At 70.6% G+C, this 20,874-nt stretch carries 16 protein-coding genes and 1 pseudogene; 10 read left to right on the top strand and 7 right to left on the bottom strand.

The window, feature by feature from the left end:
* The first annotated feature begins 234 nt into the window (after positions 1–234).
* Positions 235–2,388 carry a ricin-type beta-trefoil lectin domain protein gene (locus FE633_RS34340; RefSeq protein ID WP_138049085.1) on the top strand — a complete coding sequence of 718 codons (2,154 nt, stop codon included), beginning with the start codon at positions 235–237 and terminating at the stop codon, positions 2,386–2,388.
* Positions 2,389–2,466: 78 nt separating this feature from the next.
* On the opposite strand, the gene FE633_RS34335 is transcribed toward FE633_RS34340, so the two are convergent.
* Positions 2,467–4,875 (bottom strand): SpoIIE family protein phosphatase, encoded by a 2,409-nt coding sequence (locus FE633_RS34335; protein WP_138049084.1) that lies wholly within the window; start codon positions 4,873–4,875, stop codon positions 2,467–2,469.
* Positions 4,876–5,193: 318 nt separating this feature from the next.
* Here FE633_RS34335 and FE633_RS34330 point away from each other — a divergent pair, with 318 nt between their 5' ends.
* Positions 5,194–8,313, top strand: coding sequence for a glycoside hydrolase family 2 TIM barrel-domain containing protein (locus FE633_RS34330; RefSeq protein WP_138049083.1), 3,120 nt, complete (start codon positions 5,194–5,196; stop codon positions 8,311–8,313).
* On the opposite strand, the gene qcrB is transcribed toward FE633_RS34330, so the two are convergent.
* Positions 8,285–9,988, bottom strand: a complete 1,704-nt coding sequence (gene qcrB / locus FE633_RS34325) for a cytochrome bc1 complex cytochrome b subunit (RefSeq protein ID WP_138049082.1) — start codon at positions 9,986–9,988, stop codon at positions 8,285–8,287. The genes FE633_RS34330 and qcrB overlap by 29 nt on opposite strands.
* Before the next feature lie 50 nt (positions 9,989–10,038).
* Positions 10,039–10,188: pseudogene (locus tag FE633_RS34320) on the bottom strand (RNA polymerase subunit sigma-24); the annotation flags it as partial.
* A 253-nt stretch (positions 10,189–10,441) separates the two neighbouring features.
* Here FE633_RS34320 and FE633_RS34315 point away from each other — a divergent pair.
* From FE633_RS34315 to FE633_RS34305, 3 genes are all read left to right on the top strand, one after another.
* The gene (locus FE633_RS34315; RefSeq protein WP_119099681.1) at positions 10,442–10,687 is read left to right on the top strand and encodes a hypothetical protein; all 246 of its coding nucleotides are present in this window, start codon (positions 10,442–10,444) and stop codon (positions 10,685–10,687) included.
* 3 nt (positions 10,688–10,690) lie between these two features.
* Positions 10,691–11,068 carry a toxin Doc gene (locus FE633_RS34310; protein WP_138049081.1) on the top strand — a complete coding sequence of 126 codons (378 nt, stop codon included), beginning with the start codon at positions 10,691–10,693 and terminating at the stop codon, positions 11,066–11,068.
* Positions 11,069–11,510: 442 nt separating this feature from the next.
* Positions 11,511–13,313 carry an RICIN domain-containing protein gene (locus FE633_RS34305; protein ID WP_138049080.1) on the top strand — a complete coding sequence of 601 codons (1,803 nt, stop codon included), beginning with the start codon at positions 11,511–11,513 and terminating at the stop codon, positions 13,311–13,313.
* A 79-nt stretch (positions 13,314–13,392) separates the two neighbouring features.
* Here FE633_RS34305 and FE633_RS34300 read toward each other — a convergent pair whose 3' ends face one another.
* Entirely contained in the window at positions 13,393–14,571 is a 1,179-nt protein-coding gene (locus FE633_RS34300; RefSeq protein ID WP_138049079.1) for a lactate 2-monooxygenase, read from the bottom strand.
* Between the two features lie 171 nt (positions 14,572–14,742).
* Positions 14,743–15,324 carry a hypothetical protein gene (locus FE633_RS34295; RefSeq protein WP_138049078.1) on the bottom strand — a complete coding sequence of 194 codons (582 nt, stop codon included), beginning with the start codon at positions 15,322–15,324 and terminating at the stop codon, positions 14,743–14,745.
* A 334-nt stretch (positions 15,325–15,658) separates the two neighbouring features.
* Here FE633_RS34295 and FE633_RS34290 point away from each other — a divergent pair, with 334 nt between their 5' ends.
* A complete protein-coding gene (locus FE633_RS34290; RefSeq protein WP_138049077.1) occupies positions 15,659–16,093 on the top strand; it encodes a protease inhibitor in 435 nt (144 codons plus the stop codon).
* 197 nt (positions 16,094–16,290) lie between these two features.
* On the opposite strand, the gene FE633_RS34285 is transcribed toward FE633_RS34290, so the two are convergent.
* Entirely contained in the window at positions 16,291–16,482 is a 192-nt protein-coding gene (locus tag FE633_RS34285; RefSeq protein WP_119099675.1) for a hypothetical protein, read from the bottom strand.
* A 181-nt stretch (positions 16,483–16,663) separates the two neighbouring features.
* Between FE633_RS34285 and FE633_RS34280 the strand changes: the two genes are divergently transcribed.
* Complete coding sequence (locus FE633_RS34280) at positions 16,664–17,365, top strand: MerR family transcriptional regulator (RefSeq protein ID WP_138049076.1); 702 nt, start codon at positions 16,664–16,666, stop codon at positions 17,363–17,365.
* Positions 17,366–17,381: 16 nt separating this feature from the next.
* Here the strand turns inward: FE633_RS34280 and FE633_RS34275 are convergent, their stop codons facing one another.
* The gene (locus FE633_RS34275) at positions 17,382–17,819 is read right to left on the bottom strand and encodes an STAS domain-containing protein (RefSeq protein WP_138049075.1); all 438 of its coding nucleotides are present in this window, start codon (positions 17,817–17,819) and stop codon (positions 17,382–17,384) included.
* 229 nt (positions 17,820–18,048) lie between these two features.
* On the opposite strand from FE633_RS34275, the gene FE633_RS34270 reads away from it, so the two are divergent.
* The 3 genes from FE633_RS34270 to FE633_RS34260 form a co-directional block, all read left to right on the top strand.
* Positions 18,049–18,582: a GNAT family N-acetyltransferase gene (locus tag FE633_RS34270; protein WP_138049074.1), complete on the top strand. Its 534-nt coding sequence runs from the start codon at positions 18,049–18,051 to the stop codon at positions 18,580–18,582.
* Between the two features lie 86 nt (positions 18,583–18,668).
* Positions 18,669–20,165: an ABC transporter substrate-binding protein gene (locus FE633_RS34265; protein ID WP_138049073.1), complete on the top strand. Its 1,497-nt coding sequence runs from the start codon at positions 18,669–18,671 to the stop codon at positions 20,163–20,165.
* 12 nt (positions 20,166–20,177) lie between these two features.
* The coding region (locus FE633_RS34260; RefSeq protein WP_484422051.1) for an ABC transporter permease family protein at positions 20,178–20,874 on the top strand (697 nt) is incomplete at its 3' end.

The raw sequence follows: 20,874 nt of genomic DNA, 5'->3' as shown, positions 1-20,874 counted from the left end.
GGGCGGCAAATCGGTACTTACTTCCAGCAACTTGAGGAAATTAAATTCGAGTCACTTTGAGGCAAACTCTTATTGACGCTTTGTCATGGCGAACTCGTTGGCTTGAAAGGGGCGTTGAGAGTGTTCTCTTGAATCGAAGCGCTGGGCTGTGCGATGGTGCGCCTGTCAGCGTGCGGTAATTCCATACCCGTTGGTGTGGACTAACTCCGCACGGCCCTCGGAGGAAAGTGCAACGTGAGTGATGCGACCCCGTCGAATTCCCGCACCCAGGCTCGACAGTTCGATGCGACGGACGAGGAGCTCACGAACGACCTGAGGAGGAACTCCTCCGGCGGGGCCCCGGCCCGCTACCCCTCGGGGGAGCTGCTGGCACGGCACTGGGTGGCGGTCCACTCGTACGCCCGCCTGTGCACCAACGGAGCGCAGTACGCCGGAATGCTCACCACTGCGGCATTCACCCGGCTGTTCGGGCAATCCGCGCGGCAGTCAGGGCCGACAGCGGCTTGGCGGCCGCGATTACTGGTCACCGTGCGCCGTATCGCGGCGGAATGGAGCGCTGACAATCGGCGGACGCTGCTCCACCCCGGCCTGCAGCCCCGACAGGACGACCGAGACCGGGCCGCGGCACGGCTTCTTCCGCCGGAGAACAGGCGCTTGGTGGCCGGCGCGTTCCAGCAACTGCCGGAGGCCGCCCGCTGCATTCTGTGGCACGCGGAAGTCGAGGCGGAGGACCTCGCGATACCGGCCGGTCTGCTCGGCCTGGCGCCCCAGGACGCCCCCACACGGCTGGAGCGGGCGCGTGCCCTGCTGCGCCGGCACTGTCTGGAAGGCCATCGCGAACTCGCCCCCGAAGGGGAGTGCCACCGCTACAGCCGGCTTCTCGACGCGTCGCTGCGGGGCCGTGGCACCCCGAGCTGCCCCGATCTGCGGGAGCACCTGGACCGGTGCCGGCACTGCCGGTACACGGCCGACCAGTTGGACCATTCCGGAGACCGGCTGGCCCTGCTGTTGGCCGAGGCGTTACTCGTCTGGGGAGCACGGGAGTATCTCGACTCCCGGCCGGGTCGTCGTGACCCGATAGAGAACCCGCATGCCGGCCCGGTCGTGGCCGTTTCCCCAGGCCCCGAACCCTGGGCGGCTGCCCCGGACGACGGACTCTGGACTGCTCCGGACGACCGGCGTGGGTCTGCTCCGGGCGACGGGGCCGGGTCTGCTGCGGGTGACGGGCTCTGGTCTGCTCCGGGCGACGGGGCCGGGTCTGCTGCGGGTGACGGGCTCTGGTCTGCTCCGGGCGACGGGGCCGGGTCTGCTGCGGGTGACGGGCTCTGGTCTGCTCCGGGTGACCGGCCTGGGTCTGTTCCGGATGACGGGCTCTGGTCTGCTCCGGGCGACCGGCCTGGGTCCGCTCCGGACGACGGACTCTGGACCGTTCCGGACGACCGGCTCGGGACCGCTCCGGGCAACGGGCCCTGGTCCGCGGCACGCGTTCCCCCGCACCCGGACAACCGTCCCCCGCACCCTGACAACCGTCCCCCGCACCCGGGCAACCGTCCCCTGCACCCCGACAACCGTCCCCTGCACCCGGACACCAGCCCCGTGCCCCCCGCCAACAGCCCCACGGAGCCCAGGAAGGGCTCGCGGCGCGGCAGCCCGCATCGCGACCGGAGGAACCCCGCCCTGGCCGCGCTCTCCCTCACCGCGCTCGCCGTGAGCACGGGCGTACTGGTGCCGCTGGTCCTGTGGTCCGGCGGCGGGGACGACGCGGAGCCCCCCTCCGACGCGAGTACCGGGACGGCTTCCGAAAAGCCCGGTGCGCAGCCGTCCCGCGCGGGCACGGCCGACTCGTCACCCGGCATCCTGAGCGGCAGGCTGCGCCATGCCGAGAGCGGACTGTGCGCCAGCATCGACGACGGCAAGGTGACCGAGGGCGCGGAGGCCGAGCTCGCCACCTGCACCTCGTCGGACCGGCAGCAGTGGTCGTACGAGAGCGACGGGTCACTGCGCAGCCTGGCCGCCTCCGAACTGTGCCTCGACTCCCGCCTGGCCTCCTCGGTCCGACTGGGCCGGTGCGAGGGCGAGGACGAGGACGAGCCGAACAGGTACGCGGAGAACGTGCGCTACGACTTCACCCTCCAAGGCAGTCTGGTGCCCCTGGGACGCCAGGAACTGGCCCTGACTCCCGCCTCGACGGAAAGCGAGTCGGACCTCGTCCTGAAGTCACGCGACGACGGGGAATCCCAGCGCTGGCTGATCGACCCATCGGAGGACTCGCTCCAGATGGAGTGGATCACCGCGTACAAGGACGGGGACTCGCCCGAGCCGGCGGGCAGCGCCCCTCCGACGCCCACGCCCACCCCGTCCTCCACGCCGGCGCGCGGAGGACCCTAGGGCGGCGGATACGGCGGCGGCCAACGGCGGGGCGGCCCGCGATGAAGGGGGCCGGGCCGACTCCCCGTCGATCGCGGATCAGTCCTCGCCCAGTGCCAGCTCCGCCCAGATCGTCTTGCCCTCGGGGGTGTGCCGGTTGCCCCAGCGCTCGGTGAGCTGGGCCACCAGGAGGAGGCCGCGGCCGCCCTCGTCGAAGATCTTGGCGCGGCGCAGATGCGGGGCGGTGTGGCTGGTGTCCGACACCTCGCAGATGAGCGTCATGGCGTCGTGGATGAGGCGCAGCCGGATGGGGCGGTCGCCGTACCGGATGGCGTTGGTGACGAGTTCGCTGACGACGAGTTCGGTCGTGAACGACGCCTCGTCCAGCCGCCAGGTGCCCAGCTGCGATACGACCTGTTTGCGGATCGGGGCGACGAGGGCGGGGTCGGCGGGGATGTCCCAGGTGGCCACCTGGGACGTCGGAAGTCCGCGCGTACGGGCGAGGAGCAGGGCAACATCGTCGGGTATGCCGGTCGGCGGGAGCAGCGCCTGGAGGATGTGGTGGCAGGTGTCGTCCAGGGAGCTCGACGAGCGGGCCAGCGCCTGGCACAGCATCCGGTGGCTGACGTCGGCATCCCGGTCACGGCTCTCGATCAGGCCGTCGGTGTAGAGAGCGAGCACGGTGCCTTCGGAGAGCGTGACCTCCGTGGACTCGAAGGGCAGTCCGCCGAGGCCGAGGGGAGGCCCGGGCGGCATGGGGATCTCCGCGGGCGGACCGTCCGGCGGGAGCATCACCGGTGGCGGATGTCCGGCCCGGGCGAGGGTGCAGCGGCGGGCGACCGGGTCGTACACGGCGTACAGACAGGTGGCGCCGACCTCGCCCGTCGTCCCCTCGCTGCCCGCCTCCACGGAGAGCCGGACGACCAGGTCGTCCAGGTGAGTCAGCAGCTCGTCCGGCGCCAGATCGATGTCGGCGAGGGTGCGTACGGCCGTCCGCAGTCGCCCCATGGTGGCCGAGGCCTGGACCCCGTGGCCGACGACGTCGCCGACGACCATGGCGACGCGCATCCCCGACAGCTGGATCACGTCGAACCAGTCGCCGCCGACCCCGGCCCGTGACGCGGGCAGGTAGCGCGACGCGACCTCCACGGCGGCGGTGCGCGGCAGGGTCCGTGGCAGCAGGCTGCGCTGCAGGGCGAACGCGGTCTCGCGCTCGCGGGAGAAACGGCGGGCGTTGTCGATGCAGACGGCCGCCCTGGCCGTTATCTCCCCGGCGATCAGGACGTCGTCGGCCGTGAAGGGGTCGGTCCGCCGGAACCTCGTGAGGACGGCGACGCCCAGCGTCAGGCCACGGGCCTGGATGGGCACGGACATCGTCGAGTGGATTCCGTACGCTCTGACGCGCTCGTGGCGCACCGGATCCCAGGCGAGCCATCGCGAGAGCGTGGTGGCGGGGTCCGCGGACACGATGGGACGGCCGGCCAGCAGGGAGTCGGCCTGCGGCGAGGAGGCGGGATAGACGTCGACCTGACCCACCTTGACCACCGCCTCCGGATTGCCGGCGTGCACCGACCGGTGGGCGGCGCGGCGCAGGCTCACGGGGGCGGACAGCGGTCCGGAGAACGGCTCGCCGCCGTGGTCCAGTGGGTCCATGAGGTCGACGCTGACGAAATCGGCGAGCGCGGGCACGAACACGTCGGCCAGTTCCTGGGCCGTACGGGTGATGTCGAGGGTGGAGCCGATGCGGATGCTCGCCTCGTTGACGAGCTGGAGGCGCTCCCGGGCGAGGTAGTGCTCGGTGAAGTCATGGGCGGAGACGCATACGCCGTGGACCCTGCCCTCGTAGGCGAGCGGTGCGATCCGTGAGAACCAGGCCGCGCCGTCGGCGCCGCCGCCGGTTCCCATGGGCATCTGCAGGTCCTCCGGCTGTCCGGTGAGGAGCACCCGGAGCATGTGCTCCTCGAGTTCCTTGGTCCCCGGAGCGCCGCCTATCTCGGGGGCGCGCAGCCCGCGGATCCGTTCTTCCGGGAGTCCGAGCGCGTCGGCCATCGCCGTGTTGATCCGGTGCAGCCGCAGCCGCTCGTCGAAGATCGCCGTGGGGCAGGGCGACTGTTCCACGAACGCGGCCAACAGGGGATCGTCCGTCGGGGGCGGGTCGCCGTTGTCCACCGGGGTGACGACGAGCCAGCCGCTGCGGTCGCCCTGCTCGGGCCGCAGCCGGTGCGCGAGGAGCCACACCGTCCGGGCACGGCCGTCCTGGTGACGCAGTGTGAGCGTGCCGTTCCAGCGGTTGTCGGCGGCCGGGAGGCGTGCGGCTTCGGCATCCGGTGCCAGCAGGTCGGCCGCGGGCCTGCCGACGACATCGGCCGATGTGTGACCCAGGAGGCGCCGGGCGCCTTCGTTCCACTCGACGAGGATGCCGTCGCGGTCGATGACGGCCCGTGCCGTGCCGGTCTCGTCGAACAGGTAGTCCGGGCCATCGCCCGGTCGGTCGTTGTGGCTCCCCATCGTCGCCACTCCATTGCGCACACTCACAGTGAACGGGTGCGTCACTCGCGTTCCCAGCGTAATGTCTCGCGGCGCCCGGCACAGGAGAGAACGGCAGCGCACCCCCCATACCGGCCGCCGCTCCGTCGCGCCACGGGTGGATTCAGGAACGCACCACGGTGGGATTCAGGCCGATGTGCCACAAGTGACGGAAAGCGCTTACCGAGGTCTTGACGGTCTCTCGCGTCATGCCGTCAGAATCTGTTTGTTCACGACTAGTTGTGGTTGATCACGAGCAGTTGTGAGTAATCAGGGGCCCTTGACGAAAGGGAAACCGTCATGACGGTGACTCGCAGATCGGCACTGATCTTAGGCACGGCGGCTCCGGTGATCCTCGCGGGTACCTCCGCCCCAGGGGGCGCCGCCCATGCGGCCACGCAGGCCGTGCCCCGGGCCCGCGCCGCCACCGGAGGGCGGACCGTCCCGCTCCGCGACGGCTGGCGCTTCGCGCTCGTCAACCCGGCCGGTATCACCGATCCCACCGGCGCGTACGCCCGCGCCGCCGAGCCCGGCTACGACGACTCGGACTGGCGGCACGTCACCGTGCCGCACGACTGGAGCATCGAGCAGACCCCGACCACCGAGCACGGCACCCGCAGCGACACCGGCTTCCTCCCTGGCGGCCTCGGCTGGTACCGGATCGCCTTCACCCTGCCCCGCTCGTACGCGGGGAAGCGGGTCTCCGTCGAGTTCGACGGCGTCTACATGGATTCATACGTCTACTGCAACGGTGAGCTCGTCGGCCAACACCCCTACGGGTACACCGGGTTCGCTCTCGACGTCACCGATCTGCTGCACGCCGACGGCACCACGGCCAATGTCATCGCCGTCAAGGTCCAGAACCAACTCCCGAGCAGCCGCTGGTACTCAGGCAGCGGGATCTACCGCGAGGCCCGCCTCGTCGTCACCGAACCGGTGCACGTCCAGCGGTGGGGGACCTGTGTGACCACGCCCGAGATCGAGAAGGGGCGCGCGCTCGTACAGGTGGAGACCAGCGTCGTGAACGCGTCGGGCGCGGCGAGACAGGCCGAGGTCAGGTCGAGCGTCGTCGACCCCGACGGCCGCACGGTGGCCCGCGAGACCTCCACCCTCCACGTCGGGGAAACGGCCGCCGAGACCCACCGACTGACCGTGAGAAAGCCCCGGTTGTGGTCCTTCGACACCCCCGACCGCTACACCCTCCTCACCGAACTGCGCGTCGACGGCGAGACCACCGACACGTACCGCACCGCCTTCGGCATCCGCCACGCCGTCTTCGACCCTGACGACGGACTGACCCTGAACGGCGTCCACGCCAAGCTGCGCGGCGTCAATCTCCACCACGACCTCGGCGCCCTCGGCGCGGCCGTCAGCGCGGACGCCGTGGAACGCCAGCTGAAGATCATGAAGAGCATGGGCGTCAACGCCCTGCGCACCTCGCACAATCCGCCCGCCCCCGAGGTGATCGAGGCCTGCGAGCGGCTCGGCATCGTGATGATGGTGGAAGCCTTCGACTGCTGGCAGCGCGGCAAGAACAAGTACGACTACGGCCGTTTCTTCGACGCCCACAGTGACGCGGACATCGCCGAGATGGTCCTCGCGGCCCGCAACTCGCCCGCCGTCCTGATGTGGTCCATCGGAAACGAGGTCCCCGACTTCACCTCGACCGCCGGACTGGCCATGGCGCAGCGGCTCGTCGACGGCGTCAGGAAGCTCGACGAGACCCGCCCGATCGTGATCGGCTCCCACCGGCACCGCAGCGTACCCCCCGCCGGATCACCTGCGGACCTGCTCCTCGCCAAGATCGACGGACTCGGCCTCAACTACAACACCGCCGCCTCGGTCGATGCCCTGCACGCCCGCTACCCCCGCCTCTTCCTCTTCGAGTCGGAGTCCTCGTCCGAGACCTCCACCCGCGGCACGTACCAGGAGCCGGAGCGGCTCAACACGGGCGAGAACCACACGCCGGGCCGGCGCGCGACGTCCTCGTACGACAACAATCTCGCCTCGTGGACGATGAGCGGCGAGTACGGGCTGAAGAAGGACCGGGACCGGAAGTGGTTCACGGGGGAGTTCCTGTGGTCGGGGATCGACTACATCGGTGAGCCGACGCCGTACGACGTGTTCCCGGTGAAGGCGTCGTTCTTCGGCGCCGCGGACACGGCGGGCTTCCCGAAGGACATGTACTACCTCTTCAAGAGCCAGTGGACCGACGAGCCCATGGTCCATCTGCTCCCCATGAACTGGACGGACCACCGCCCGGGCGACACCGTGGAGGTCTGGGCGTACTCCAACGTGGACACGGTCGAGCTCTTCCTCAACGGAAAGTCACTGGGCACCAGGAAGTTCGACGAGAAGAAGACCACCGACGGCCGCACCTACCTGGAGACCACCGAGGCGACCGGAGACGACAAGACCGTCACCGGTGGCCCCTGGCCCGGCAGTTACACCAGCCCGAACGGCAGCGCGGGCAAGCTCCATCTCACCTGGAAGGTGCCGTTCGCGCCGGGTGAGCTCAAGGCCGTGGCCAAGCGCGACGGCAAGGTGGTCGCCACGGACGTCCTGCGCACCGCGGGGAAGCCACACGCCGTGCGCCTGACGTCCGACCGCAAGTCCCTTCCCGCAGACGGCCGTTCCCTGTGTTTCGTGACCGCGGAGGTGGTGGACGCCCGAGGTGTGGTGGTGCCCGGCGCGGAGCCGGTCATCGCCTTCGAGGCCGACGGCGGCTCGCTGGCCGGGCTCGACAACGGACGCGAGGAGAGCGCCGAGCGCTACCAGGCGAGCACCCGCACGGCCTTCCACGGAAAGGCCCTGGCCATCGTCCGCTCCGGCACCAGGGCCGGACGCCTCACCCTCCGGGCACGCTCGGAGGGACTGCGGACCGGCACCGTCACCGTGCGCACGACGGCCGCGACCTCGAAGGTCCTGACCCCGGCGGCGGACTTCGCGCCCGACCCCGGTCCGGGCTCCCCGGACCACCCCGTGGCGGACGCCAGTTACTCCGGTCGCCCGGACACCCTGCCCGCCGCGATGCTCGACGGCGATCCGGCCACCGGCTGGTCCAACGCCTTCCACAAGGAGGCCACCGCCCTGCTGCCCGCCTTCAACGGCGCCCGCCCCGAGGACTGGGTCTCGGTGGCGTGGGGACGGACGCGCACCGTCGACCGCGTCGAGGTCTCGTTCACCGTCGACGCGACGCACACCCTGCCCGCCACCGTCGAGGTCGCGTACTGGGACGGCCACCGCTACCGGCCCGTGAGGGGAGCCGCCGTCGACTGGGCCACCGCGTCCGACGCGCCGACCGTGATCACCTTCGACGCCGTACGGGGCAGCCGGCTGCGGCTCACCCTGACGAGCCGCCATCCGGGCGAGGCCCGGGGCGCCCAGCGGATCAGCCGTCTGGAGGTACCGGCTCGCTGACCGGGCGGGCTTTCCGGGGTTCCTCGGCCGAGTGGGCGTCCCGGTACTCCTCGGGCGCGTGGGCCTCCCGGTACTCCTCGGCCGTCGGCTTGGCCACCTGCGCGCCGTCGCCGTAGAGACCGCGCGACAGCCCGGCGCGCAGGCGCAGGACGCGGCTCGTGCGGTTCGGTACGCCGTTCGCGTCCCGCGCCGGGCCCAGCGCGAGCGGCCGGGGCTGCTCGTGCTGGGTCAGGGTGTGCAGTTCGGCGGGGGAGAGGGGCTGGTGCAGCTCGACGAACTCCCCGTGCGGGAGACGCTTGACGACGCCGGTCTCACGGCCGTGCAGCACCAGCTCGCGGTCGCGGAGCTGGAGTCCGAGGCAGACGCGCCGGGTGACGGTGAAGACCACGACGGGGACGACGAACAGCGCGACCCGGGCCGCCCAGGTGACCGTGTTGATCGACAGATGGAAGCGGGTGGCCACGATGTCGTTGCCGCCCGCTGCGAGCAGAACCAGATAGACGCTGATCCACGCCGTGCCGATGGAGGTACGGACCGGCCGGTTGCGCGGGCGGTCCAGCAGATGGTGCTCGCGCCGGTCGCCCGTGATCCAGGACTCCAGGAACGGATAGACGCCGATGAGGACGAGGAGGAGCGGGAAGACGACGATCGGGATGAGCACTCCGAGGACCAGTGTGTGGCCCGCCACGTCGATCTCCCAGCCGGGCATGATGCGCACCAGGCCCTCCGCGAAGCCCAGATACCAGTCGGGCTGGGCTCCCGTGGAGACCTGATCGGCGCGATAAGGACCGTATGCCCAGACCGGGTTGATCGTCGCGATCGCCGAGATGACCGCGATCACCCCGAACACCAGAAAGAAGAATCCGCCCGCCTTCGCCAGGTACACCGGCATGAACGGCGCGCCCACGACGTTCCGTTCGGTCCTCCCGGGCCCTGGGAACTGTGTGTGCTTGTGATACACGACCAGGATCAGATGGGCGACCACCAGGGCCGCCATGATGCCGGGGATCACCAGGATGTGCAGGGAGTAGAAGCGGGCGACGACGTCGTGCCCGGGGAACTCGCCGCCGAACAGGAAGAACGACAGATACGTCCCGACGACGGGCACCGACAGGATCGCGCCGTCCACGAACCTGACACCGGTGCCGGACAGCAGATCGTCCGGCAGCGAGTAGCCGAACAGTCCCTCGAACATGCCGAGCAGCAGCAGGGTCCAGCCGAACAGCCAGTTGATCTCGCGGGGTTTGCGGAACGAGCCCGTGAAGAAGTGCCGCATCATATGCATGAGCATCCCGGCGACGAAGATCAGCGCGGCCCAGTGATGGATCTGCCGGATCAGCAGACCGCCCCGTACGTCGAAGCTGATGTCCAGAGTCGACGCGTACGCCTCCGACATCCTGACGCCGTTCAGCGGGACGTAACTGCCGTGGTACGTCACCTCGTTCATCGACGGATGGAAGAACAGCGTGAGGTAGACGCCCGTGAGGATCAGGACGGCGAAGCTGTAGAGGCAGATCTCCCCGAGCAGGAACGACCAGTGGTCCGGGAAGACCTTGCGCAGATACTTCCTGCCGAGGGTGTGGGTGCCCAGGCGTCCGTCGAACCAGTCGGCCACGCGCCGGTCCGAGGACCCCTGCTCGGTCCGGCGCGGTGCCGGTCGCCCGGTCGTAGTCATGCGCACTCACCCTCCGTCTCCTTGTCGTCGTCCACGGCCGCGTCGTCGCCGTCCGGTGCCGCCTCGTCGACGGTCTGGGCGACGAGCGGTTCGGGCAGCCAGGGGCCGACGTACGTCTCGCGCCGCCGGCCGATCACCGCCTGCCGCTCCAGCGCGTGGTTCACCGCGACGCGGACGAGATTCGCGCGAGGGTTGCCGATCTTCAGGGCCTCGTCGGTCTCCGTCCCCGTCTCCGGTGCCGGACTGTTGGACATGCGTGTCGCCTTCCCGTAGCGCCTCACTAGTGCGAGGGCTTCGGGGGGCCGGAGTGTGACATCCACCCGGAGGAACGTGACGTACGTCTCAGCCGTGCCTGTGCCGGTGTGCGGTGCGCCCGTCCCGTTTGGTACCGCCCTGCATCGCTCTTGACCTGCGGCTATTTACGAGTAAGTACCCGCGCGGTACCGTGAGGGCATGCCAGCTCTCAACGTGGAGTTCAGCGAGCGTGAGCTCGAGGATCTGCGGCAGATCGCCAAGGAGCGCGGTACGTCGATGAAAGCCTTGGTACGGGAGGCGGCCGCCGCCGACATCGTGCGGCACCGTGCTCTGCAGGAAGGCGCGGACGTGTTCCGCCGGTTCTTCGCGGCCCACGCGGACGAGTTCGCCGCGGCCTTCCCCGACGACGAGCCACCCCACAAGGGCGAGGGGCGGGCCGCCTGACCCATGGCCGCCGTCATTCACATCGACGTGCCCTGGCTGCTCCAGCGGCACGAAGAGGTCCTGCCCGACCAGCCCACCGTGAACGATTTCTCCGCGCTGGTCGCCGCCGTGGCGCGGCATCGTGTGGACCCGCCCCGGCTCGGCGTGGACTCGGACCCGGCCTGGCGTGCCGCCGCGCTGCTGCACACACTGGCTCAGCTGAAACCGCTGCCTTCCGCCAACGCCCGCTTCGCCTGCGCGACGGCGGTCGCTTACATGTTCGTCAGCGGAGTCGGAATCGATCCGCCCTACGGGGCTCTCGTCGACCTCGCGCGCGACCTGATGTCCGGCAAGGCGGACGTCTTCGCGGCGGCGGACCGCCTCCGCTCCTGGCAAATCTGACCCGGTCCGCTCCGCAGGGGGCGTGTGTGTCTGCTGCGGGTCGTCCGCGGTTGGTCGCGCAGTTCCCCGCGCCCCTAACGGGGCGCGGCACGACGAATGTCCCCATTTCGAAAGCCGGTGCGAGCGGGGAGAGTTGGGCGGGCGTTGTGCTGACTTTCCTTCAGGTGTGGATGTTGCTGAAGTCGTCCAAGTGCCTTGTTGGGTGTGAGAGTTCTGTGCAAGGGTGAACTTCCTAGCGCATGGTTAATGGTCAGGGTCTGATTCGCCGCTCCGGATTTAGTTCCGCCGATGGCCCAAAAGGCCGCCGGTCGACGACCTCCGACCGGGTCACCCCCGGCTGCTTTCCGTGCGCCCAGCCAAAAAGGTACGCACCAACCAGGAGCACCTTTTCGGCGGTCAGAACTTCTGTGTGCCATCTTGTGCCTTGGAAGGAAACCGCTCAGTGCACACCCCCCACCCGCCGCGTCCCACATACCCCCCTCGCCCCGGCGCCGCTCCCGGGGAATCAGACGAGAGCCTCGCCGCCCTCCTGCGGGCACAGCCGGAGGGAGAGCTCGCCCAGTCCATACCCCTGCTGTTCGCGCGACACTGGCAGCCGACGTACGACTACTCGGTCATCTGCCTCGCTTCCAAGGCACAGGTCGCCTCCATGGTCACGGCGGCCGCCTTCCAGCAGATCCTCGACCGCCTCAAGCGATCCGAGTCCGCCGTCGCGCTGCGTCCCCAACTCCTCGTGACCGTGCGGGACACGGTCCGGGCCTGGTCCGCCGAGGACCGCATATCCGATGTCCTGCCGGAACTCCGGAAACCCGCCGGAGGCCGCGGTATGCGTGCCACGAAGTCGTTGACGCCGGAAAATCGCAAGCTCGCAGAGCGCTCTTTTCAGGCTCTCCCGGGACTTGCCCAGTGCGTGCTGTGGCACACCGAGGTCGAGGCCGAGCACATATCCGTACCCGCTGGTCTGTTGGGCATGGATCCCGACACGGCGTCGGCCGCCCTGGACCAGGCACGCGAGCAATTCCGCCAGGGCTGCGTACGGGCCCACCGGGAACTCGCGCCGAACAAGGATTGCCGCTACTACAACCGTCTCCTCGATGTCCCGATTCGGCGCGGCGGAGCCTTGCTCCCCGATGTCCAACAGCATCTGCTGGAGTGCCGCTTCTGCCGTTACGCAGCCGAGCAACTCAGCCACTTCGAGGGCGAGCTGGGCGTGCTGCTCGCCGAATCGGTGCTCGGCTGGGGCGCCCGCCGCTACGTCGATTCACGGCCGGGCCGAGGCCATGCGGGAGCGCGGCCAGGCCGTTCCGGCGGCAGGAGGCCGCGAGGCGGCGGCCGCCACCGCCTGCTGTCCCAGTTCCCGACGGGGGGACGACGCGCCCCGCACAGCGGGTGGAACGCGAAGGCCATGCTCACCGGAGCCGGCCTGGTCACCGGAGCGGGCCTCGTCGCGGTGGCCCTGCTGGCGACACTCCTGGTCACGACCATGTGGTCGCAGGACGACGGAGCCACCGATCCCTCGTCCCCCGGAGCGTCCGGCACCAACGGCCCGAGCGCGGGCCCGAGCGCCGGCGCCGGTCCTCAGGCCCCGCCCGCCGGGTCGTCATCTCCGCCGCCCGCACTGCCCACGCTTCCCGGGGAGACCCGCCTGCGCAATCTCGCCGCGGACCTCTGCCTCGACATCAAGGGCGGCAAGGCCAAGTCCGGTGCGGCGACCAAACTGGTGGCGTGCTCCTCCGCCGAGACCCAGCAGTGGTCCTACGAGGAGGACGGACTGCTGCGCAGCGTCGCGAACCCCAAGCTGTGCCTGGACTCCCATGTGGACGCCGGTGTGGTCGTCCTGGGCGGATGCGCGGCCGCCGACGCCAAACGGGGCGACGACGTGCGCTACGACCTCACGGTGCGGGGCGAGTTACTGCCGCGCTGGCACGAGGGCCTCGCGGTCGCTCCCTCCTCAAAGGATCCGAACGCGGACGTCGTCGTCAAGATCCGCGACAGGACCGACGAGCAGCGCTGGCTGACCGACGGCTCCACGGCCAGCCCCGAATCCCTGTCGATAGCCGGTACGGGTGCGCCGTCCACGCAGTCGGCCGATGACCGGCCGGCCGAGGGTGCGGGCGCCGGGCACCCCGGCGAAATCCTGAGCGAAGACTTGGTCACCGGCTCCGACTCGGACGCCGGCTCCGGCCCCGCCCCGCAGTCCGTCGTGCCGCTGTCCGTCCATGAGTCCACGGAAACCACCGTCTAGGACTTGCCCGGGGCGAGGCGGCCTACGGTCGACTGCGGGACGGGGACAACAGGTGGAGGGCGTCCTGCTCGATGCTCGATCAGGGCGCCCACACGCTGTCTTCCACGAGGTCGGCGGAGCTGAGCGTGGCAGGGGAGGCGTGTCCGGACAGGGCGAGGGTGAGGTCGAGTTCGGCGAGGAGGCAACGGATGACGTGGTCGACGCCTGACTGGCCGTCGAGGCCGAGTCCGTACACGTAAGGACGCCCGACGAGCACGGACTCCGCGCCCAGCGCGAGGGCCTTGAAGATGTCGTCGCCCGTGCGGATGCCGCTGTCGAAGAGGACGGTCAGCCGGTCCCCGGCCGCCTCGACCACGCGGGGCAGCGCGTCGGCGGCGGCGACGGAGCCGGCCACCTGACGGCCACCGTGGTTGGAGACGACCACCCCGTCCATCCCTGCGTTGGCGGCCCGGCGGGCGTCGTCCGGATGGAGGATGCCCTTGAGGAGGATCGGTCCGTCCCAGTTCTCGCGCAGGAACGCCAGGTCCGGCCAGGTCTTGCCGGGGTCGGCGAACATCCCCACGAAGTGCATCACGGCCGCGTTCGGGTCCTCGTGCACGGGCTTGGCCAGGCCCGCCAGGAACGCCGGGTCGGAGAAGTAGTTCGCGGTGCCCACTCCGTGCAGGAACGGCAGATACGCCTGGTCCAGGTCGCGCGGGCGCCAGGCGAGCAGCGGGGTGTCGAGCGTGACGAACAGCGCGGTGTATCCGGCGGCCTTCGCCCGGCTCAGGAAACTCCTCGTGACCTCGCGGTCCTTCGCCCAGTACAGCTGGAACCAGCGCTCCGCGTCGCCCATCGCGGCCGCCACCTCCTCCATGGGGGTACTGGACGCCGAGGACAGGATGTACGGCACGCCCTGCGCCGCCGCGGCCCGGGCCGCGGCGGACTCGGCGTCCGGGTGCATGATCGACAGCACACCGACCGGCGCGAGCGCGAGCGGCGCGGGCAGCGTGCGCCCCAACACCTCGACGGACAGGTCCCGTTCGCGCACATCGCGCAGCATCCGCGGCACGATCCGACGGCGGTCGAGCGCGGCCCGGTTCGCCCGCGCCGTACTGCCGTTGCCCGCGCTGCCCGCCACATATCCCACCGGGCCGGGCCCGAGACGCCGCTCGGTCAGCTCCTCCAGCCGCGTCAGATCGGTGGGCAGCCGCGGCACCGCCCCCGTCATGCCGTTCAGGTAGATCTCGTACTGGAAGTCCGCCCACTGCTTCGGCATCCGTATGTCCCGCCTATCGTCGCTGAGATCGCGCCGTACCCGACATGATCCTGACGACAGTGGCAGAGTCCGTCCACCGTGCCGCATGCCGCATGCCGCATGCCGCATGCCGCGTGCCGCACGCGGCACGCGCACGACCGGTCTGGAGTGCGCGTCCCGCCCCGCCCCTCGTCAGTTGTCGTCCGGTGTCTCCGTGGGATCGCCGGGTGGTGTGTCCTCCGGTTCATGAGCCGCGGTGTCGGGTCCCTGTGCGCGGACCCGTTGGACGTGTTCCAGGGAGTCGCGGAGTTCCGTGAGCCAGTCGTCCGCGTGGCGCTCGACGAGGCGCACGCACCAGGCGAGCGCGTCGCTGCGGCTGCGGGCGACCCCGGCGGCGACGAGGGTGTCAAGCACCTGCCGCTGGGGCTGCCTCAGCCGGGTCATGACGGGTGCGGCGACATGTGTGAACAGGGCGCGCTCGCCCCCGCACTCCACGCCCCACGAGACCTTCTTGCCGAAGCGGTGCTCGGCCTCGCGGGCCACCGCGATCCGGTCGTCACGGGTGCGCTCCCGGAACTCCTGGATCCTGGACCGGACGGCCGCGTCCTTCTCGGCGTCCGAGGCGCTCTCGGTGAGCCGGGGCTCGGCTATGCGGCCGACGACGGTGATCTCCTCGCGGTCGACCGTCACTTCACTGAGGCTCTCGAAGAGATCGTCGGGCAGGCGGCCGGCGAACCAGCCGCGCAACTTCTCGTGCTGTTCGGCGGTAATCATGTAATTACAGTTACTCGTCGGCAGGTCCGGCGCAAGAGCCTGGCCTCAGCTGAAAGCGGAATGTTTCAGGCCTATTGCTGAGCAGTGCATATCCGGCCAGCTCGCCCCATCCGGGGTGTGGCGCCCGCTCTGTTGAGGGGGAGGCGCGTTCGAATTCCGTGACTTCGCGCCACTGATTCAACACGCAAGGTTACTGAAACGCATGGGGTCCACGTGTGTTTCTGCCGCGGACTCGGCAGACTCGCGGTCGCCGGTCCACCACACAGGATTCGGCATCCGTACGTTCCGGAACGCAAACGTTCCGGAACGCCATCCGAGCGGAAGGATGCACACAATGCCGACCACCGCGCGCTGGGCAGCAACCCTGACCCTGACGGCCGCCACCCTCTGCGGTCCCCTGACCGGGACCGCCCTCGCCGCCCCGGAGCCCGCCCCGGCCGCGCTCTACGCCCCCTCGTCCCTGGTGCTCACCGTGGGCCACGGCGACAGCGCGATCGCCGCCACTCCCGAACGCGCGGTCACTCTGGCCTGTGCGCCGACCGTCTCGGGCACCCACCCGGCCTCTGTGCGAGCCTGCGCCGAACTGCGCGCCTCCGGTGGGGACTTCGACGCCCTCACCGAAAGACGCGACGCCCTGTGCACCCGTGAGTACGACCCCGTGGTCATCACGGTCGACGGTGTCTGGCAGGGCCGGCGCGTCTCCTACGAGCGGACCTTCTCGAACGAGTGCGTGAAGAACTCCTACGGGACAGCCGTCTTCACGTTCTGAGGGCCGGGATCGCGCGGCGCCCGTGAACGTCGACCGACGGCAGGTGGATGTCGACCGAGGGCCCGTAGCTGGGGAGTGCGGGTCCCGCCGCGGGTGCCGCGCGATCTCGCGCCGGGAGTCGGCAGGGACGGATGTGGGGCCGTCCCGCCGACTCCCGGCATCAGTAGTGACCATCGATGCCGGAAGTGCTCACGGCGTCATTCGGGTGTGGTGATGCTCCAGCGCCCGACCTCGCGGTACTCCGAGTCGTAGATGGCCGATCCGTCTCCCGGCTTGAGGTCGTAGTGGTGGAGATTCCCGCCCCAGTACCGAAGGATCCGGCCCAGCTCCTGAGCGGTGTTCCCGTCCCAGGGCGTGTCTCCCATGTCGACTTCGAGCACGAACTTCACGTCGGCGCCCTCCCTTTCCAGGTCGATGTGCGACTCCTAGTGCGGCTGCAGCCCTTCAATCGTTTCATTGAAGTGCTTCTTGAGACTTGAACCCGATGCGCAGCGGGGGCACCGCCCCATCTAGCCTGAAACCCTCAAATCGAGGGGTGGGTACGGCGGGTGAGACACGGGTGAGGCGCGGGTGAGCGACCGGCTGCGGGCCGTCGATCTCGCGCGTGCGGCGGGCATCTCGACGCAACAGGTCCGCAACTACGTGGAGACGGGGATCCTGCCGCCCGTCGAGCGCACGCACAGCGGCTATCGCGTCTTCACGACCGCACACGCCGAGGCGCTCACCGCCGCCCGCGAGCTCGCCACCGGCCACGGCTGGCCGACGACCGGCGCGATCATGCGCGCGGTGCACGACGGGGACGTGGAAGCCGCGCTCGCCGTCCTCGACGAGAGTCATGCCGAACTGCACCGGGAGCGGACCGAACTCGCCGCGGTGCTCGCCGCCCTGGACTCACTGCTCGCTGTCGAGGGCGCGCCCGTGGAGCGCGCGAGTCTGCGCATCGGCGAGGTGGCCGACGCCGTAGGCGTGCAGACCCCTGTCCTTCGGCTGTGGGAGGCTCGCGGACTACTGCGGCCCACGCGTGAGAAGTCCACGGGATACCGGCTCTACTCCGCGGTCGAGGCGCGGATGGCGCAGGTCGTGGCGCTTCTGCGGCGCGGCGGCCATCCCTTCGCCACGATCGAGGCGGTCCTCGCCGAGCTGCGGGCCACGGGCAGCCCGGAGCGCGTACGCCTCGCACTGGCCGCGCGTGAGCGGGAGTTGCATCACCGAAGTCTGCGCCGGCTGCGCGGCTCGGCGGCCCTCGACGCCTACCTCCGGCGCCTGCTCTGAATCGCTCTCGGGCCGCTCACTCCTGCGGGCGGGGCTCTATTGCGCTGTCAGGAGCGGACGGAGGAGGAAGGTCCGGGAGTGGCGGGAAACGTTTGAGGAGGCCCGAGGCGCGCAACAACCGGTGGATGCGGGGCTGGTTGGAAACGACGCGGAGTGCGCCGCCGCGCTCCTTCGCGCGGCTGTCGGCCCGGCAGAGCAGGCGAAGCCCCGAGCAGTCGAAGAAATCTGCGGAGCGCAGGTCGACCAGGACCTGGGGCTCGGGGCGCGCGGTCGCGGCGTCCAGGTGCTCGGCCAGGGCGCCGGCCGTCGCCATGTCGATCTCGCCCAGCACCACGACCACGGTGAACTCGCCGCTCAGACGGCTGTGGGCGGATGGGTTCGCCGCGGGGAGACCGGATTCCGCCGCGCTGCCCTCGGGCAGTCCGGCGGTGCGGTCATCGGCTTCCGGTGGCATCTCGGCTCCACCTCGTGCGGGGGAGGACATATGTGATCTCGGTAGCTACCCCAGCAGCCCAGGGGCCATCCCCGACACGCCGCCCGCAAGATCAGGTTCACTCGACTCGGTGAATTTCGGGAAGAAGTGTTGACTTCTGTCGGGCGGCAAACCGCACACAGGGTCGGGCGGGCAAGTGGGCTCCACCCGGGACGGGAGGACCGTAAGCCTTAATGCATATGATGTGCAGGTGCGCAGCTACTGCATCAGAACGGCGACCCCCGACGACCTCGACGACGCGCGATCCGTGATGCTCGACACCGTCTACCGGGACTTCGGCACAGGGTACGTACCGCGCTGGCACCGCGACATCGTCGACCTCCACGAGGCCTATGTCGCGCCCGCACGGCACACGTTGCTCGTCGCGGTCGACGAGCGGGACGGCACGGTGGCCGCGACCGCCGCGCTCGACTCCCGGGGACCGGCCCATCCGCCGAACCCGCGCCACCTGGCCGAGCGTTACCCCTCGGGGCGTACCGCCCAACTGCGCCGTGTGTACGTGCGTCCCGAGCACCGGCGGCGCGGCCTGGCCCGGCGGCTCGTGGACGAACTGCTCGACTTCGCGACGGCGGACGGCGGCTACCGCGCCGTCTATCTGCACACGGATCCCGCGGTGCCGGGCGCCGAGGCCTTCTGGCGCTCGCTGGGCAAGGCGGTGCACGACGAGCGCGAAGAGCCGGGCGGAGGGCCAGGAATCGTGCATTTCGAGGTCCCCATGCCCTGACGGCCCTCACCACCCTCACCTACCTGAGGGGCACGCCCGCCCACGCATGCCCGCTACCGCCCCCCCCTCCCACGAAGAAAGAGCCCATGCCCTCTCTGCCGCGCCGCCGCCGGTTCGTCGCCGGCCTCCTGCTCGCCCCGCTGCTCACCGGCTGCTTCGCCTCGGGCGGCGGGGACTCGTCCGACGCCGCGGACGGCTCCAGGCTGCGGGTCGCACTCGCCTTCCCGCCCGCCGAGAACTTCTCCCCGTACGGCGCGGACGCCACCCTCCTCAGCCGGCTCGGCGTCACCGAGGGACTCACGCGCCTCGACGCCAACGGAGCGGCGGCCCCCGCGCTCGCCGAGTCGTGGAGCCGCGAGAACGATCGCAGTTGGCTGTTCACTCTGCGCGAGGCGACCTTCCAGGACGGCACCGAGGTCACACCGAAGGCCGTCGCGGCGTCCCTCACGCACGCGGCCCGCGCCGAGCCCGTGACCCCCGCGTTGACCGGCGTCGAGCTCACCGCCGAGCCGGCGGGCGGTGCACGGGTACGGGTGACCACCTCCGCACCCGACCCCGTACTGCCGCTGCGCCTGTCGAGCCCCGGAGTTCCCGTGCTGTCGGCCAAGGCCTACGCGAAGAAGGACGCGGTCCGTCCGGTCGGCACCGCCACCGGCCCCTTCGAGCTCACCGACGTCACCGGCACCACCGCGGCCACCCTGGACCGGTTCGACGACTACTGGGGCGGCCGCGCGCAGGCCTCCGGCGTCGACGCGAGGTTCATAGCCGACGGCACGGCCCGTACCAACGCGCTGCGCACCGGCGAGACCGACATCGCCGAGGCCGTCCCGGTCTCGCAGGCGGCCTCGCTGGACGAGGCGGACCGCCGCGAGACGGCCACCACACGCACCACGAGCCTGCTGCTCAACACCAAGTCCGGCGCCTTCAAGGACCCGAAGGTACGGGCCGCCGCACGCGAGGCGATCGACACCTCCTCCCTCGCCAAGGGGGTGTACGAAGGGCACGCCGACCCCGGCGCCGGGATCTACGGGCCCGCCCTGACCTGGGCGGCCGACAAACGCCTCAAGCCCACCGGCCGGGCCCGGGCCGCGGGCGCCCAGGGCACGACGGTCACCGTGGCGACGTACGACAACCGGCCCGAACTGCCCGAGGTCGCCCAGGTGCTGGAGCAGCAGCTCGAAAAGGCGGGCTTCAAGGTCAAGTTGGAGGTGCGTGAGTACGCGCGGCTCGAAAGCGACGCGCTGGCGGGGAAGTTCGACGCGTTCGTCTCCGCACGCAACACCATGCTCGACACCGGTGACCCCGTCTCGATCCTCGCCGGCGACCACACCTGCGACGGCAGCTACAACCTGGCGCTGCTGTGCGACAAGACGGTCGACCGGGCCGTCTCCCAGGCCGAGTCGATCACCGACACCGCGAAGCGGCAGGGCGCGGCGATGAAGGCCGAGGCGGCGGTCCTCGGCACCGACGCGGTGGTGCCGCTCGTCCATCAGCGGATCATCACCGGCGTCGGCGGCGACGTGAGCGGAGTGCAACTCGACCCGTACGAGCGCGGCCTCATCGGGGTCGGGACACGGCGCTGACGGGCGGCGTCCATGCTCAAGACCGTCGTACGAGGTGGGGCGCCCGCGCTGCTCTGGCGCGCCGTCCTCGTCGGTGCCCTGCTGTGCGGAGTCGGGCTGTTGCCCTGGCTGACGCGCACCGACCCGGCGCTCACCGTACTCAAGGCGCGGTCCGCGGAACGCGACCCCACGCCCGAGGCGCTCGAGGCCGTCCACTCCCAACTCGGACTGGAAGCGGGGCCGTTGCGACTGCTCGGAACCTGGCTCGGTGGGCTGCTGCGCGGTGACGCCGGCCGGTCCTGGATCTCCGGTGCCGAGGCCACGCCCTCGGTCCTCCAGGCACTCGGGGTGTCGCTGCTGCTGATGGCCGGCGCGCTGGCCGTCGCGGTCGTCACGGCGGGTGCGGTGTGCGCGCGGACGCTGTGGCTCGGGTCGCGGTGGCGGCTCGCCGGGCGCCCGTCCGGGGGCACCGGATCGGCGTTCCTGTCCACGCTGCCCGACTTCCTGATCGCGTCGGTGCTGGCCGCCGTGGTCGGCGTGCAACTCGGCTGGCTGCCCGCGCTCGGCTGGTACGGCCCCCAGTGGATGGTGCTGCCCGCGCTGTCGCTGGGCCTGCCCGCGGGCGCGCTGCTCGGCCGGCTGCTCGACGACATGCTGCCGGGCGCGTTCGCGGAGCCCTGGGCGCTGGCGGCCGCGGCGCGTGGAGTCCCCGGCCGCGGGGTCGCCCGGC

The organism is Streptomyces montanus (genome assembly GCF_005786655.1).
Lineage (GTDB): Bacteria > Actinomycetota > Actinomycetes > Streptomycetales > Streptomycetaceae > Streptomyces > Streptomyces sporangiiformans.
The sequence above is the reverse complement of the archived record's forward strand: the minus strand, read 5'-3'. Positions and strand labels throughout refer to the sequence as shown.